Below are 14,954 nucleotides of genomic sequence, written 5' to 3'. Positions count from 1 at the left end.
GTGCCTCTTCGGCGAGGCCCGCGGTTTCAGCGTTCATCGCTCAGCCCATGGTTGCCGGCCGCGGCCCAGTCGATGACCAGATTGATGCCGATGGTGAGCAGCGCGATCGCGCCCGCCGGAAACAGCGGCATCAGGATGCCGAACGAGATCGCGGCGGCGTTCTCGCGCACCATCGAGCCCCAGTCGGCGGTGGGCGGCTGGATGCCGAGGCCGATGAAGCTCAGCGTCGCGATGAACAGGAAGACGAAGCAGAAGCGCAGGCCGAATTCGGTGGCGAGCGGCACGACGATGTTGGGGAGGATTTCCCGGCGCATGATCCAGCCGGTTCCCTCGCCGCGTAAGCGTGCGACCTCGACGAAATCCTGGGCCGCGACGTCCATCGCGACGGCGCGCGCGATCCGGAAGACCCGCGTCGCATCGAGCAGCGCGATGACGCCGATCAGCACGGGCAGCGTCGAACCGGCGACGGCGAGCACCAGCAAGGCGAAGATCAGTGTCGGGAAAGCCATCACGAGATCGACGAGCCGGCTGAGGGCTTGGTCGATCAACCCGCCACGCACGGCTGCGAGCAGCCCCAGCGTCGTACCGGTGAGGAAGGAGAGAGTCGTGGTCAGCAGCGCCAGCATGATCGAATTGCGGGCGCCGTAGATCAGGCGCGAAAGCACGTCCCGCCCGAGATGATCGGTGCCCAGCAGTGTTGCCGGCCCCTCCGCCGCCGGGTCCCAGAAGCCCCCGGCCCAGGGCCCGCCGACGATCTCGGTTTCGCCATAGGGCGCGACGAGAGGGGCAAAGAGCAGGCAGAACAGATAGGTGGCGACGATCGCCAGCCCGATCCGGGCCGAGAGCGGAGCGGTGCGGAGCGCTGCGATGCCGGTCATGCCCGCGCCTCCCGATGACGCGGCCGCCGCAGGCGCGGATTGGCCAGCAAGGCCAGGATGTCGGCGAGCAGGTTGAGGCCGATATAGGTGCCGGCGAACAGCATGCAGCAGGCCTGGACGACGGGGATGTCCCGCTTCGCGACCGAGTCGACCAGCAATTGGCCGAGGCAGGGATAGACGAACACGACCTCGATCACGACGACGCCGACGACGAGATAGGCGAGGTTGATGATGACGACGTTGATGATCGGCGACAGCGCATTGGGCAGCGCGTGGCGGACGACGACCCCGAAAGGTCCCACGCCCTTGAGCCGGGCCATCTCGACGTAAGGAGAGCCCATGACGCCCATGATGGCCGCCCGCGTCATCCGCAGGACGTAGCCGATCACGGCGAGCGACAATGTCAGGGCCGGCAGCGCCAGCATCGTGAGGGTTTCGAGGAAACCGCCCTGGTTCGGCAGGGAGATCGCCGGCAGCCAGCCGAGGCCGACGGAGAAACAGGCCACCAGCATGTAGGCCGTGAAGAACTCGGGAAACGAGATCACGAGCAGGGAGGCTGTGGAGGCGACCCGGTCGAGCGCCCGGTCGCGATGCACGGTCGAGAGGATGCCGAGCAGTACCCCGAGCGGCAGCGCGATCGCGGCCGCCAGCGCCGCAAGCGACAAGGTTGCGCCAAGCCGGGGCGCAACGAGCTCCGAGATCGGGCGGTCATTGGCAAGGGAACGCCCGAAATCGCCGCGCAGCATGCCTGCCGCCCAGTCGGCATAGCGCACGACCAGCGGCTTGTTCAGGCCGAGCTCCTGCCGCAGCGCCGCGACCGAGGCGGGCGTCGCGCTCTGGCCGAGGATCGCCTCGGCCGGATCACCCGGCAGCATGTCGACGGCGAGGAAGACCAGCATCGAGATCACGAACAGGGTCGCGATCCCGAGCGCGATCCGCTGGGCTATCATGGCGGAGACGCCGTGCATCGAACGATCCTTGCTGGCCTGACCAGCTCCCGGCGGGGGCAGGTCAGGCGGCCAAATCGAGAAGGAAGACGTGCTTCAGGCGAACCACCAGCGCTCGGAGGCGCGGCAGCCGTCGAGCATCCAGTCGCCGGCGAGTTCGCCGAAGGCCAGCTTGCGGCTGGTCGCATCGAGGAAATCGGCGAAGGCGAAGATGTTCGAGCCGCCATCGTCGTGGATGATGCGCTGCGCCTCGCTGTAGAGCGCGCGGCGCTTGCCGGTGTCGAACTCCTTGCGGGCTTCGGCGACGATGGTGTTGAGGCGCGGACTGTTGATGCGCGTCTCGTTCCAGCCGGCCTTGGTGCCGGTCTCGGAGTAGCCCAGCGTCAGCAGCACGTCGTCGTTGATGCGCCCGCTCCAGCGCGAGGTGCACAAGGGCCGCTTGTTCCAGACGGAAGACCAGTAGCCGTCCTCCGGCTCCTTGACGACGTCGACGGTGATGCCGGCCTTGGCTGCGTGGGCCTTGAACAGCACCGCTGCATCGGTCGCGCCGGAGAACGGAGTCTCGGACACATGGAGCTGGACGCGCAGACTAGCCTCGCCCGCCTTGGCGAGGTGGAACTTCGCCTTGTCCGGATCGTAGGCGCGCTGCGGGATCGAGCCGTCATAGAATTCGTAGGCCGCCGAGAGCGGATGGTCGTTGCCCGGAGAGCCGAAGCCGCCGAGCACCCGCTTCACGATCTCCTCGCGATCGATCGCGTATTTCATGGCGAGGCGCACATCGTTGGAGGCGAACGGCGCCTGGTCGACCATCATCGGGAAGGCGAAGTGCGCCTTGCTCTTGACCCGGTTGATGCGGACCGCGGCATTGCGCTCGAGCAGCGCCACGGTGCGCGGATCGACGGCGTTATAGGCGTCGAGCTGCCCGGTCAGCAGCGCGTTGGCACGGGCGGTCGCATCTTTGATGCAGATCATCTCGACCGTGTCGAAATTGCCCCTGCCGGCTTTCCAGTAGTTCGGATTGCGCTTCACGCGTGAGCGCACCCCCGGCTCGAACTGCTCCAGAATGTAGCCGCCGGTGCCCATGCCGCGGCGATAGTCGGTGTCGCCGTCGGGGATGATGACGAGGCCGACCGAGCTCGTCAGGGCCGGAAATCCGACATTGCCGTCGATCAGCTCGAACACGACCGTATCGGGGCCGTCGGCCTTGACCGTCGCGATCTGGGCCAGGATCGGCTTGGTCATCGACTTCGAGCCGTCGCGGCGATGGGTGTTGAAGGAATGGACGACGTCGGCCGGGGTCAGGCTTTTGCCGTCATGGAAGGTGACGCCCTTGCGCAGCTTGAAGGTCCAGGTTTTTGCGTCCTTCGAGCCTTCCCAACTTTCCGCGAGCTCGGGGACGAGCTTTCCGCCCGGCCCGGCCTCGACGAGATTGTTGCGCAGCTGCCATTGCAGATGCTGCGAGAACTGCGTCTCGACCAGCGTCGGGTCGAGCGAGTCCGAGGTCGCGAAGTCGGAAATGCCGACCCTGAAGGCGCCGCCGCGCTTCGGGGTCTGCGCGATGGCGCTAGACGGCAGGAGTTGCGCTGCGCCGAGCGCGCCGGCGCCGAGAAGAAGGCTTCGCCTATCCGGATGTCCGTGGTTGGTCATTGCAGTTTCCCTCTGTGTTGTCGGAGCGGTTTTCGCTCTCGTTGAATGCTGGTGGCCGATGTGCGCCGAGGCAGGCGGCGAGCCCGGCGATCAGCCGGTCATTGTCCGCGGCATGGCCGATGGTGACGCGCAGGTAGCTGCGGTACCCGGCCTCGCGCCAAGGCTTGACGATGATCCCCTCGCGCAAGAGCGCGGCGGCGATGCCGTCGCTGTCGGCGCCGGTATCGAAGAACAGGAAATTGGTCTGCGACGGCGCAGGCCTGAGACCGAGCCGGTGCAATGCCGCCCGCACCCGCCCGCGCTCGGTCCGCAGCCTTGCGGTGGAGGCCTTCATCCAGGCGTCGTCCCGCAATGCGGCCATGGCGGCGATCTGGGCGGCGCCGTTGACGTTGAACGGCGTCTTCGCCGCCGCGACGGCGCGGGCGAGCCCGGCATCGGAACAGATCGCATAGCCGACCCTGAGGCCGGCGAGGCCATAGGCCTTCGAGAAGGTCCGCAGCACGATATGAGGCAGGCCACCGGCATTCAGGATCGCGCGTGCATCGGGGGCGCCTTCGTCGGCATATTCGTAATAGGCTTCGTCGAGCACGAAGAGCGTGCGCGGCGATGCGGCTCGCGCGAGCCGTTCGAGCTGCGCCTGGTCGAGGGCGGGCCCGACCGGATTCGACGGCGACGACAGGAACAGGATTCGCGGCTCGGCTGCGAGCGCTGCGGCGATGGCCTCGATATCGAAGCCGAGGTCATCGGCCATCGGAACCTTCACCACCCGGGCGCCGGCTGCCAGCGGCTCGATCTCGTGCAGACCGAAGCTCGGCGTCACGGTGACGACCTCGCAGCCTGGCGTCAGCGCAGCCCGCGCTATCGCTGCGATCATCTCCTCCGAGCCGTTGCCGACGACGATCAGGTCGGGCGCGGCCGTAAGTTTCTCCGCAAGCGCGCTCCTCAGTTCCGTGCAGGCCGGGTCGGCATAGCGCCAGGGCTCGAATTGCGGCGAGCGCAGCGCTTCCAGCACGGCGAGCGAGCAGCCATCGGGGTTTTCGTTGCTGGCGAGCCGCGCGATATCGGACCGCCCACTCACTGCCCGCGCCACCGCGATGCTCAGCCCGGCATTGTAGGGCGGCAGCGCAGCGACATGCGGGTTGAGGACGAGCGAACCGCCGGTCCGTCCGGCTTCGTTGGCAGTGCGGAGCGTCGCTTCGGTCATCGGTAAGGCCTTCCTCACAGATCCAGGACGAGCGGGCCGCGCGGCCTGGCGCAGCACAGCAGCACCTCGCCGGGCCCGGGCGGATCGAGCGGTTCCTCGACATAGTCGACCTCGCCCTGCAGCAGGCCGGTGCGGCAGGTGCTGCAGATGCCGGCGCGGCAGGAGAAGGGCGGATCGAGGCCGAGCCGCTCGGCGAAGGCGAGCAGGCTGGTGTCGACGGCTTCATCCCAACTTGCCGAGCGTTGCGATCGCGCGAAGCCGATCTGCGGGCCGCTTGTTCCGGCCACGTTCCGGCTATGGGCATGCGCGGGCCCGTCGCGGGATGGCGCCACCTCGATCGGGGGCGCCGCTGGCGGATCCGCCTCCCCGGCTTCGAGCACGGTCGCCGGGCCGAAGAACTCGTAGCGGATCCGTTCCTTGCGCACGCCGAGCTCACGAAAGGCGGCGTAGACATTGGCCATGAAAGGCGGCGGTCCGCAGAGATAGACGTCGTAATCGCCGAGCGGCAGCCAGCTGCGCAGCAATGCCCTGGTCATGAGCCCCTCGGCATGATGCCGCCCGGTCGCGGCATCCGCAGGAGAAGGGACACGGTAGCAATAGCGCGCCGTGAGGCCCGGGCGGCTGCGGATCAGCGCATCGACCTCCTCGCGCAAGGCATGGACCTCGCCATCGTCGCAGGCGTGCAGGAAGTGCACCTCCCGCTCCGGCTCGCCCTTCAGGGCGTGGAGCATGGAGACGAGCGGCGTGAGGCCGACACCGCCGCTGGCGAGGATGACGGGCCGCTTCGTTTCCTTGGCCAGCACGAACTCTCCGCGCGGCGGCGCGATCTCGACGAGATCGCCGATGGCGATCCGGTCGTGCAGGAAGCACGAACCAACGCCGTCCGGCAGGCCCGGCGCCGGCGCGCCCTCGCGCTTCACCGTGATCCGGTAGCGCGCCCTGTCGGATGGCGCCGACGAGATGCTGTAGGTCCGCAGCGCCGCTGCCTGCCCGTCCGTGCCGGGGATGCGGATCGGCAGGTATTGGCCGGGCTCGAAGGCTTGCCAGTCTCCGGGGGCGAGCGGCTCCAGTGCGAAGGATGTGATCGTCCGGCTCTCCGGCGTCCGCGAGACGACGCGGAACGGCCGGAATTGGGACGCAGGTTGCGCAGCGTCCGCCACGGCGCCGCCTATTCCGCCGCCTGCTGGGCGCTGGCGGCGGTCTCGGCCTCGATCATCTGTGCCAGGCGGCGGCGGAACCGCAAGGGGCCGACATCGATCTTGAGGTCGAGATTGGGGGTGCGCTTGTTGGCCATGCCCTGATGCACGGCGGTGAGAACCGCCCGATCCTCCTCGAAGGCGCCGCGCACCGAATGGGCGAACTGCGCCGAGATCTCCGGATCGTTCGGCGCGAAGTTGCGCATCTGGAACCAGAAGTAGCGGGTGCTGTTCTCGTCGACCGGCGTCATGAAGTTGTAGCTGTCCATCAGGAACACGTCCGGGTGAAGCGGCTGGCCTACCCCGCCGCTTCCGGCCGGCGTGAAGATCGCCCTGATGATCGCATGGCTCGGATAGCGCACTTCATAGTGCTGCTTGCGATCGCAAGGGCCCTTGAAGTTCAGGAACGGCGCGTAGAATGGCGCAGGCGCGGTATCCATCATCCAGCGCCAGACGGTGACGCCGTCCTCGCCCAAGGTCGTCTCGAGCGGCGTTTCCTCGGTCCCGGCTCCGGCGAAGGAGCTCTGGTGCACCCAGGCGACATGGGAGGGGTCGAGCAGGTTGTCGGTCATGTAGAGGTAGTTGCAGGCGATCGTCATGCCGTCGCCCTGATTGACGCCCCAATCGGGATCGCCCCAGTGGTCGACGGCGAAGATCAGCGCGGGGTCGGCCAGCGCCGGGTCGCCCATCCAGACCCAGACGAGGCCATAGCGCTCCTCGACGGGGTAGGAACGGACACGGGCGACATGCGGAATCCGCTCGGCGCCGGGAACCCTTGTGCAGGTGCCCGTGCAGTCGAAGGTCAGGCCGTGATAGCCGCATTCGATGTCGTCGCCCTTGATGCGCCCCATCGAGAGCGGCAGCTTGCGATGCGGGCAGGCATCCTCGAGCGCGGCCAGCTTTCCGTCGCGCCGACGGTAGAGCACGACATTCTCGGACAGCATCGTAACCGGGTGGAGCTGATCCCGGACCTCATGGTCCCAGGCTGCGACATACCAGGCATTTTTCAGGAACATCGACGCTCTCCCATCAATCGCCATCCGAGGTGATGATAGGCAGCGATGCGACGCCGGCTTGAGTCCGAAGAATTGCGTTACATTTTAGATTTGCTAAAATGTGAAAACGGGAAGGGAGACGGGTTTGGGATTGCCGCCGCTCAAGGCTCTTCAGGCATTCGAGGCGGTCGCGCGGCTGGGGAGCGTGTCCGATGCGGCAGCCGAGCTGTTCGTCACGCCCGGTGCGATCAGCCAGCAGATCAAGAAGCTGGAGAGCAGCCTCGGCATCCGGCTCGTCGAGCGCAATGGGCGCGGCGTGGAACTGACGTCGTGGGGGGCGGCCTACCACCTCGACATCGTCGGCCCCTTCGCGGCGCTCCGCCAGGCCCATGCCGTCCTGCACCGAAAGCGCGCCGGGGCCGGCCTCGTCGTCAGTTGCCTCGCCACGGTGGCCAGCCGCTGGCTCGGCCCGCAGCTCTTCGACTGGCAGGTGTTGAACCCCGCTTCGAAGATCCGCCTGATCGGGGCCGAATCCGAGCCGCGGCTGTTCGAGGATGGGGTCGATTTCAGGTTGTCATACGGTTCGAAGAGCCAATCCTTCGACCACTACGCACCGCTCTTCACGGACTGTGTCGTGCCGGCCTGCGCGCCCGGCTTGATCGCCGGCAAGGCCATCGCGGCACCGGAAGACATCTTCGCCTGCCCCCTGATCGGGATCGAGTGGGAGGGATCGCACAAGCCTCCGCCGAGCTGGGACGAGTGGGCACGCAGCGTCGGGGTCTCCGTGGGCAGTGTCTCGACGGAGCTCGCCTTCTCGTTGTCGAGCACGGCCCTGGATGCCGCCGTCAACGGCCGTGGTTTCGTGCTCGCCCAGATCGCGATGATCCGCGAGGATCTCGCCTCGGGGCGGCTCATCGTGCCGATCGACAGGCGCCTTCAGCTCGGCGAAAGCTATTTCCTGGCCTGGGACCGGGCCGCATTGGAGAAGCCATTCGGCGCCGAGTTCCGAGATTGGGTGCTGGCGATGTCGCGTGCGCAGCAACGCAAATCCGCAGCCCTCTGACAGCCTCTAGGTCTCACAGCGCGATCGTCACATTCGAGCGTGGCTGCGAGGAGCAGGCGAGGATATAGCCTTGCGCCTCCTCCTCGGGCGAGATTCCGCCTTCGTGCCGCATCTCGACCGAGCCCTCGACAAGGCTGACCCGGCAGGTGCCGCACATTCCCGAGGCGCAGCCGCAAGGGATGATAATGGTCTGGCGCGTTGCAGCCTGCAGCAGCGTCTCGCCCGGCCGGGCGGTGAAATGCTTGTCGCCGAGCCTGACCGCATAGCCATCGGCAGGCGCATCCACCGGTACCGGCGGTGGCGCGACGGGAGCGACGGCGCCGAAATGCTCGATATGGAAGAGCTCGCGCACGCCGCCCTCAGCGGCATGGATCAGCCGGGCTTCCTCCATGAAACCGGCGGGGCCGCAGCAGAAGACCTCGCGGCGGCCGTAATCCGGCAGCGCAACCGAGACCAGCCGCCGGCCGAGGCGGCCGGCGAAGCCGAACCAGCCGGGCTCTGGCCGGCTGGCGAGCATCGCGACCTTGAGGTGCGGCATCCGCGCCTGCAGCTCGGCGAGCTCGTGGGCGAAGAGGATGTCGCGTGGTGTGCGTGCGGCATGGAGCCAGTGCACATCGCTATCAGGCCTGGTCGCCGCGAGATGGCGCAGCATCGCCATCAGCGGGCTTGCGCCGGAGCCGGCCGAGACCAGAGCGAGCCTGTCGGTCGTACGAGCTTCGATGGTGAAGCGGCCCTTCGGCGGTCGGCCTTCAAGCCGCGCTCCCACCGCCAGTTCATCGTGCAGCCAGCGGGTGACGCCCCCCCTCGCATGGGCCTTGATCGTCATCGCGATCGTGCCTGACGCGTCCGGTGCCGAGGCCAGCGAGAAGGTGCGGAACAGCGTCTCGCCGCCGATCGAAAGCTTCAGCGTCATCGACTGGCCGGCCGCGTAGCGCGGTGTGCCGCCTTCAGGCCGGAAGACGAAGGTCTTCACGTCATGCGTCTCGTCGCGGATCTCGGCGACGATGAGCTGCAGCAGATCGGCTGCCGGGGCAGCGACCGGAGCTTCGAGGCTGTCCAGGCTCATTCGGCCGCCATCCTGAACGGCGCGGGCTCGCCGGCATAGGCCGCCATCTTGCCGGCATACCAGTTGGTGAAATTGGTCAGCATGAACTCGGACGGGGCGTAGGGGCCGGGCTGGTAGCCCATCGAGCGGATGCCGGCATGGTTCACGGCCGCGAGCTCGGCGTCCTGCGCATTGGTCGCGATCCAGACCTCGGTCAGTCGCTGGATGTCGTAATCGACGCCTTCGACCGCATCCTCATGCACCAGCCAGGTCGTGCGTACCGCTGTCTTGTCCTGGGAGAGCGGCAGTACCCTGAAATGCAGGATATGATCGGCGAGGAAGTGGTTCCAGTTGTTCGGAACCCGGAACATCCGGACCGAGCCGAGATCGGGCTCGGTGAAATCGGCGAGCAGCTTGTTACAGGCCGGGCCGCCATCCATGGTGAACGACAGCGCTCCCTCATGGAACGGCAGGCGGATGCAGCGGAACTCCTGCCCGCCATCGACCGGCTGATGCGGCAGGCCGAGCGCCTCCCATTTCGCCGTCTTGCGGTCCATCAGCCCCTTGAACTCGGCCGGCCCGCGCGGATCGTCCGGCAGCGCGAACTCGACCAGCGTCACCAGCAGCTCCGGATGGTTGCCGGCGCAGTGGTAGCATTCGCGGTTGTTCTCGATGACGAGCTTCCAGTTCGCATCCTCGATCAAGGTCATCTCGAAGGCGACCTTGGTGCGCTCCGGCATATGCGGCGCGATATAGGGCGTCACTGCCTCGCGATAGCGTGTCAGGTCGGGTGGATCGTCGGCGAGGCAGATATAGACCATGCCGCAGATCACCTCGACATGGACGCGCTTCAGCCCTTGGGCCGAGCGGTCGAAATCGGCCGGCATCTGGCGGGCGTTGAGCAGCGAGCCATCGAGCTCGTAGACCCATTGGTGATAGGGGCAGACGAGCCGGTTGGCGCGGCCCTTCTCCTGGCCGCAGATGCGCGAGCCGCGATGGCGGCAGCTGTTGTGGAAGGCGCGGACCTGCCCGTCCCGGTCACGCAGCACCACGACCGGGTTCTCGCCGACGGTCAGGGTCAGATAATCGCCCGGCTTCCTGATCTCGCAGGCATTGCAGGCGAACAGCCAGTCGGTCTCGAATACCGCCTTGATGTCGGTCTCGTGCATCGCCGGATCGACATAGAAGGCCTGCGGCAGGCTGAAGCCCTCGCGGCGCTCGGCGAGGAGCTGGCGGATGCGGTCGCGATCGATCATCGGCTGAAGACCCTGCGTGTGGATAGCCGCGATCTTGCGCCGCCGGAGGGGAGGGAGGCCGGAGCATTCCGACCTGGCCGGCAAGCTTTGCGACGGGTGCATGTCGCTTTCATTGCAACAATGTCGGAAATCCGCTTTCCTTGGATTGGTTCCAGCTCTGATCATCGGAGGAGGAGGCCAAGACATGAACGAGGCACCAGCCGGCACCCAGATCGTCACGCTCTTGCTCGTCGAGGGCTTCTCGATGATGAGCGTGGCCTCGGCCATCGAACCCTTGCGCTCGCTCAATCGGCTGGTCGACCGGGAGGCCTGGCGCTGGCGGCTGGCGAGCCTCGACGGCGGCGTCCTCGCCGCCTCGAACGGCATCCCGATCCCGGCGGAGGCGGCCGAGACCGCCTTGCCCGGTTCGCATTACTTCCTCGTCTGCGGCGGCCTGCGCATCCAGTCGGTCGACGAGCGGCGCTATCTCGCGGTCCTGCGCAAGGCGGTGCGCAGCGGCGTGCGCGTCGGCTCGCTCTCGACCGGCACCTATCTGTTGGCCCGCGCCGGCCTGCTCGACGGCTACCGCTCGACGATCCACTGGGAGAACCGCCCCGCCTTCCAGGAGGAGTTTCCCCATCTCGTCTGCACCGACAAGCTCTACGAGATCGACCGCGACCGGATGACCTGCTCGGGCGGTACGGCAGCGATGGACCTGATGCTGCATCTCATCACCGAACGTCATGGCGCCGATCTCGCGCGCCGCGTCGCCAACCAGTTCCACCATGACCGCATCCGCGACGAGCGCGACAACCAGAGCGGTGGCCGGCTGGAACGGATGTCGAGCCTGCCGCCGGCCGTGCGCAGCGCTGTCAGGCTGATGCAGCGCCATGTCGAGGACACGATCTCGATCGCCGAGATCGCCGAAAAGGTCGGCATGAGCCCGCGCCAGCTCGAGCGGCTGTTCCTGCGCTATCTGCAGACTTCGCCGGCGCGCTATTACCTCTCGCTGCGTATCGACCGGGCGCGCGAGCTGCTGCTCTATTCCGATCGCCCTGTCCTGGAGGTCGCGATCGCGGCCGGCTTCACCTCGACCTCGCATTTCGCCCACTGGTTCAAGAGGCTGCAGGGCGTGCGGCCGAGCCAGCTGCGCGGGCGGCCGGTGAGCGATGAGGCAGCGGCGGCCTCGACCGCCTGAACAGCGCCCACTGCAGGCGCGCGGCAGGTCGCATGCGCGACATTCGATGTCGCTTCCCCGGCCCGAGGCTGGAACGGTTCTGATCGACACTTTCCCTCGAAAAGGCGGAAAGCCGCTGCGAGGGGACGAAAGTGGAGACGATCGCCTTCATCATGGCGAATCTTCCGGTGATCGGGCAGCGCATGCTCGAGCATGTCTCGCTTGTCGCCGTCTCGGTCGGCGTCGCGATCCTGACCGGCGTCCCGACCGGCATCGCGATCACCCAGAGCAAGCGCGCCGCCGACCTCGTCCTCTACATCGCCTCGATCATCATCACGATCCCCTCGATCGCGCTGTTCGGCATCCTGATCCCGCTGCTCTCGACCATCGGCCACGGCATCGGCTACCTCCCGGCGGTGATCGCGCTGATCCTCTACGCGCAGCTCCCGATCATCCGGAACACCTATACGGCGATCATGAATGTCGACCCGGCGCTGCGCGAGGCGGCGCGCGGCATGGGCATGACCACGCTGGAGCGGCTGCGCCGGGTCGAGCTGCCGCTGGCGCTGCCGGTGATCCTGAACGGGGTCCGCAGCGCCGTGGTGCTGAACATCGCGATCGCCGCCATCGCGACCTATATCGGCGCCGGCGGGCTCGGCACCTTCATCTCGCGCGGCATCTCGCAGACCGACATCCGCCAGCTCCTGACCGGCGCCTTCGCCGTCAGCCTGCTCGCGATCCTCGCCGATTTCGGCCTGCTCTTCGCGCAGCGCCTGCTCACCTCGCCGGGATTGAAGCTGAAATGATCCGTCTCGATCAGGTCTCCAAGCATTTCGGGACGATGATCGCCGTCGACCGCATCGACATGGAGGTGCCGGCCGGCGCCGTCTGCGTCCTGCTCGGCCCCTCGGGCTGCGGCAAGACCACGACGATGAAGATGATCAACCGGCTGATCCCGCCGACGTCCGGCAGGATCTATGTCGACGGCAAGGACACGGCCGGTGTCGACGAGGTGACGCTGCGGCGCTCGATCGGCTACGTCATCCAGCAGATCGGCCTGTTCCCCAACATGACGATCGAGGAGAACATCTGTGTCGTGCCGGACCTGCTCGGCTGGCCGGCGTCGAAATCGCGCAAGCGCGCCGCCGAATTGCTCGACATGGTCAATCTCGACCCGTCGGTCTTCCTGAAACGCTATCCAAAGCAGCTTTCCGGCGGCCAGCAGCAGCGCGTCGGCGTGGTGCGCGCACTCGCCGCCGACCCGCCGGTGCTGCTTATGGACGAGCCCTTCGGCGCGATCGACCCGATCAACCGCGAGGTGATCCAGGACGAGTTCATGAAGCTCCAGGCGGAGCTGAAAAAGACCATCGTCTTCGTCAGCCACGACATCGACGAAGCCGTGAAGATGGCGAGCCGCATCGCGATCTTCCGCGACGGCAAGCTGATCCAGTACGACACGCCCGACAACATCCTTGCGCATCCGATCGACGCCTTCGTCTCGGAATTCGTCGGCTCCGACCGGACCCTGAAGCGGCTGCGGCTGATCAAGGTCACCGATGCGATGATGGCCGACCCGCCGCGCGTGCGCGCCGAAGATACGCTCGACACCGCCGTGAAGCTGATGGAGGAGCACGGCCATGTCTCGATCGTGATGGTCGGGCCGCGCGGCCGGGCCCGCGGCGTGGTGCGGCTGGAGGAGGTGCGCGAGCGCAAGGGCACGGTCGGCGAGCATCAGGAGCCGTTGCCCGGCGTCGTCAACATCCGCGACGATCTGCGCACCGCCGTCTCGCAGATGTTCACCCATGGCGTGACCTGGCTCGCCTGCGTCGACGATGACGGCTTCTACAAGGGCTATGTCACTCAGAAGAGCATCACCCAGGTGCTCGGCGCGACCTATCGGGAGAGCTGAGATGGCGCTCGCGGGCCTGGCAGGGACGCTTCGCTGGCTCGTCGTCTTCGGCGCCTTCGCGGTCGGCGCCTGGCTGCAGGCGCGCGGCACCATCCCGGCCATTCTCGGCCATGCGCAGGATGTCACCTATCTCATCCGCCAGCATCTCGCGCTCGCAGCGATGTCGGGCGCGCTCGCGCTCGTCGTCGGCATCCCGCTCGGCATCCTGCTGACGCGCCCGCGCTTCGAGATGTTCGCCGATGCGGTGACGCAGATCGTCAATCTCGGCACCACGATCCCGACGCTCGCTTTGCTCGCGATCTCGATGTCGTTCCTCGGCATCGGCTCGCCGCCGGCGATCTTCGCGCTGTTCGTGCTGACGCTGTTGCCGATCGTGCTCAACACCATCGCTGGCCTGAGCTCCGTGCCCCAGCATCTGATCGAGGCGGCGCGCGGCATGGGTATGACGCCCGGCCAGATCCTGCGGCGGGTCGAATTGCCCAACGCCGTCTTCGTCATCCTCGCCGGCGTGCGCACCGCCTTCGCCATCAATATCGGCACGGTGCCTTTGGCCTTCCTGATCGGCGGCGGCGGCCTCGGCGAGCTGATTTTCACCGGCATCGACCTGATGGAGCCGAGCATGCTGCTGGCGGGCGCGATCCCGACGGCGCTGCTCGCCGTGCTTGTCGATTTCCTGATCGGTCAGATCCAGTTCTGGCTGGTCCCGAAAGGCGTCAACCCGCTGCGCTGAGCAGCGGCCCATTCAACCAGAAAAGGGGAGTACGACCATGCACAAGCGCAGTTTCCTAAGGCTCGCTTCCGCCGCCCTGGCCTTCGCTGCCCTGCCGCTGGCGGCGCAGGCGCAGACCATCGTCGTCGGCGGCAAGAACTTCACCGAGCAGCAGATCATGGCGGAGATGACGACGCAGCTGCTCAAGGCCAAGGGCTTCACGGTCGACAAGCGCGCGGGCTTAGGCACCGCGCCGCTGCGCCAGGCCCAGGAAGCCGGGCAGATCGACCTCTATTGGGAGTACACCGGCACCTCGCTGATCACCTTCAACAAGGTCAGCGACAAGATGGATGCGGCCGCGACCTATGCCAGGGTCAAGGAACTCGATGCCGCCAAGGGCCTCGTCTGGCTCAACCCGTCCAAGGCGAACAACACCTATGCGCTCGCCATGCGCAAGAAGGACGCCGACGCCAAGGGCGTCAAGACGCTCGACGATCTCGCTGCCAAGCTGAAGGGCGGCCAGGCCCTGAAGCTGGGCTGCAATGCCGAGTTCTACGCGCGTCCCGACGGGCTTGCCCCGCTGCAGAAGACCTATGGCTTCGATTTCGGCCGCGAGAATGTCGTGCGCATGGATACCGGCCTGATCTACCAGGCGCTGCGCGATGCCCAAGTCGATGTCGGCCTGGTCTTCGCCACCGATGGACGCGTCCCGGCCTTCGATTTCGTGATCCTGACCGACACCAAGGGCTATTTCCCGACCTATGCGATGACGCCCGTCGTCCGCAAGGAGACGCTCGACAAGAACCCCAAGCTCGCCGAGCTCCTGAACGGGCTCTCCGCCAAGCTCGACGATGCGACGATGGCCAGGCTCAACGCCTCGGTCGATGTCGACAAGAAGAGCATCGAGGAGGTCGCGGCCGGCTTCCTCAAGGCGCAGTCGCTGGTCTGA

The 14,954-nt window shown here is 66.9% G+C and carries 14 protein-coding genes; 6 read left to right on the top strand and 8 right to left on the bottom strand.

Features of this window, described 5'->3' with window-relative positions:
* Positions 1-26: 26 nt before the first annotated feature.
* The 6 genes from ASE66_RS03950 to ASE66_RS03925 form a co-directional block, all read right to left on the bottom strand.
* The gene (locus tag ASE66_RS03950) at positions 27-878 is read right to left on the bottom strand and encodes an ABC transporter permease (RefSeq protein ID WP_057188228.1); all 852 of its coding nucleotides are present in this window, start codon (positions 876-878) and stop codon (positions 27-29) included.
* Positions 875-1,846 carry an ABC transporter permease gene (locus tag ASE66_RS03945; RefSeq protein ID WP_057188227.1) on the bottom strand — a complete coding sequence of 324 codons (972 nt, stop codon included), beginning with the start codon at positions 1,844-1,846 and terminating at the stop codon, positions 875-877. The genes ASE66_RS03950 and ASE66_RS03945 overlap by 4 nt, the downstream gene beginning before the upstream one ends.
* Before the next feature lie 75 nt (positions 1,847-1,921).
* Positions 1,922-3,472, bottom strand: coding sequence for an ABC transporter substrate-binding protein (locus ASE66_RS03940; protein ID WP_057188226.1), 1,551 nt, complete (start codon positions 3,470-3,472; stop codon positions 1,922-1,924).
* Positions 3,447-4,676, bottom strand: a complete 1,230-nt coding sequence (locus ASE66_RS03935; protein ID WP_082613178.1) for an aminotransferase class I/II-fold pyridoxal phosphate-dependent enzyme — start codon at positions 4,674-4,676, stop codon at positions 3,447-3,449. Before ASE66_RS03935 ends, ASE66_RS03940 begins: the two co-directional genes overlap by 26 nt.
* Before the next feature lie 14 nt (positions 4,677-4,690).
* The gene (locus ASE66_RS33655) at positions 4,691-5,836 is read right to left on the bottom strand and encodes a 2Fe-2S iron-sulfur cluster-binding protein (protein ID WP_082613177.1); all 1,146 of its coding nucleotides are present in this window, start codon (positions 5,834-5,836) and stop codon (positions 4,691-4,693) included.
* An 8-nt stretch (positions 5,837-5,844) separates the two neighbouring features.
* A complete protein-coding gene (locus tag ASE66_RS03925) occupies positions 5,845-6,888 on the bottom strand; it encodes an aromatic ring-hydroxylating dioxygenase subunit alpha (RefSeq protein ID WP_057188224.1) in 1,044 nt (347 codons plus the stop codon).
* Positions 6,889-7,018: 130 nt separating this feature from the next.
* Here ASE66_RS03925 and ASE66_RS03920 point away from each other — a divergent pair, with 130 nt between their 5' ends.
* A complete protein-coding gene (locus tag ASE66_RS03920; RefSeq protein WP_320409750.1) occupies positions 7,019-7,930 on the top strand; it encodes a LysR family transcriptional regulator in 912 nt (303 codons plus the stop codon).
* Between the two features lie 13 nt (positions 7,931-7,943).
* On the opposite strand, the gene ASE66_RS03915 is transcribed toward ASE66_RS03920, so the two are convergent.
* On the bottom strand, positions 7,944-8,996 hold the full coding sequence (locus ASE66_RS03915) for a hybrid-cluster NAD(P)-dependent oxidoreductase (protein WP_057188222.1): 1,053 nt from the start codon (positions 8,994-8,996) through the stop codon (positions 7,944-7,946).
* Complete coding sequence (locus tag ASE66_RS03910; protein WP_057188688.1) at positions 8,993-10,231, bottom strand: aromatic ring-hydroxylating oxygenase subunit alpha; 1,239 nt, start codon at positions 10,229-10,231, stop codon at positions 8,993-8,995. Before ASE66_RS03910 ends, ASE66_RS03915 begins: the two co-directional genes overlap by 4 nt.
* A gap of 184 nt (positions 10,232-10,415) precedes the next feature.
* Here ASE66_RS03910 and ASE66_RS03905 point away from each other — a divergent pair, with 184 nt between their 5' ends.
* From ASE66_RS03905 to ASE66_RS03885, 5 genes are all read left to right on the top strand, one after another.
* Complete coding sequence (locus tag ASE66_RS03905) at positions 10,416-11,408, top strand: GlxA family transcriptional regulator (protein ID WP_082613176.1); 993 nt, start codon at positions 10,416-10,418, stop codon at positions 11,406-11,408.
* A 131-nt stretch (positions 11,409-11,539) separates the two neighbouring features.
* Positions 11,540-12,193, top strand: coding sequence for an ABC transporter permease (locus ASE66_RS03900; protein WP_057188221.1), 654 nt, complete (start codon positions 11,540-11,542; stop codon positions 12,191-12,193).
* Complete coding sequence (locus tag ASE66_RS03895) at positions 12,190-13,296, top strand: ABC transporter ATP-binding protein (RefSeq protein ID WP_057188220.1); 1,107 nt, start codon at positions 12,190-12,192, stop codon at positions 13,294-13,296. Before ASE66_RS03900 ends, ASE66_RS03895 begins: the two co-directional genes overlap by 4 nt.
* A gap of 1 nt (position 13,297) precedes the next feature.
* Positions 13,298-14,026, top strand: coding sequence for an ABC transporter permease (locus ASE66_RS03890; protein WP_057188219.1), 729 nt, complete (start codon positions 13,298-13,300; stop codon positions 14,024-14,026).
* Positions 14,027-14,063: 37 nt separating this feature from the next.
* On the top strand, positions 14,064-14,954 hold the full coding sequence (locus ASE66_RS03885; protein WP_057188218.1) for a glycine betaine ABC transporter substrate-binding protein: 891 nt from the start codon (positions 14,064-14,066) through the stop codon (positions 14,952-14,954).

Source organism: Allobosea sp. Root483D1, assembly GCF_001429505.1.
In the GTDB taxonomy this organism is placed as follows: Bacteria; Pseudomonadota; Alphaproteobacteria; order Rhizobiales; family Beijerinckiaceae; genus Allobosea.
The sequence above is the reverse complement of the archived record's forward strand: the minus strand, read 5'-3'. Positions and strand labels throughout refer to the sequence as shown.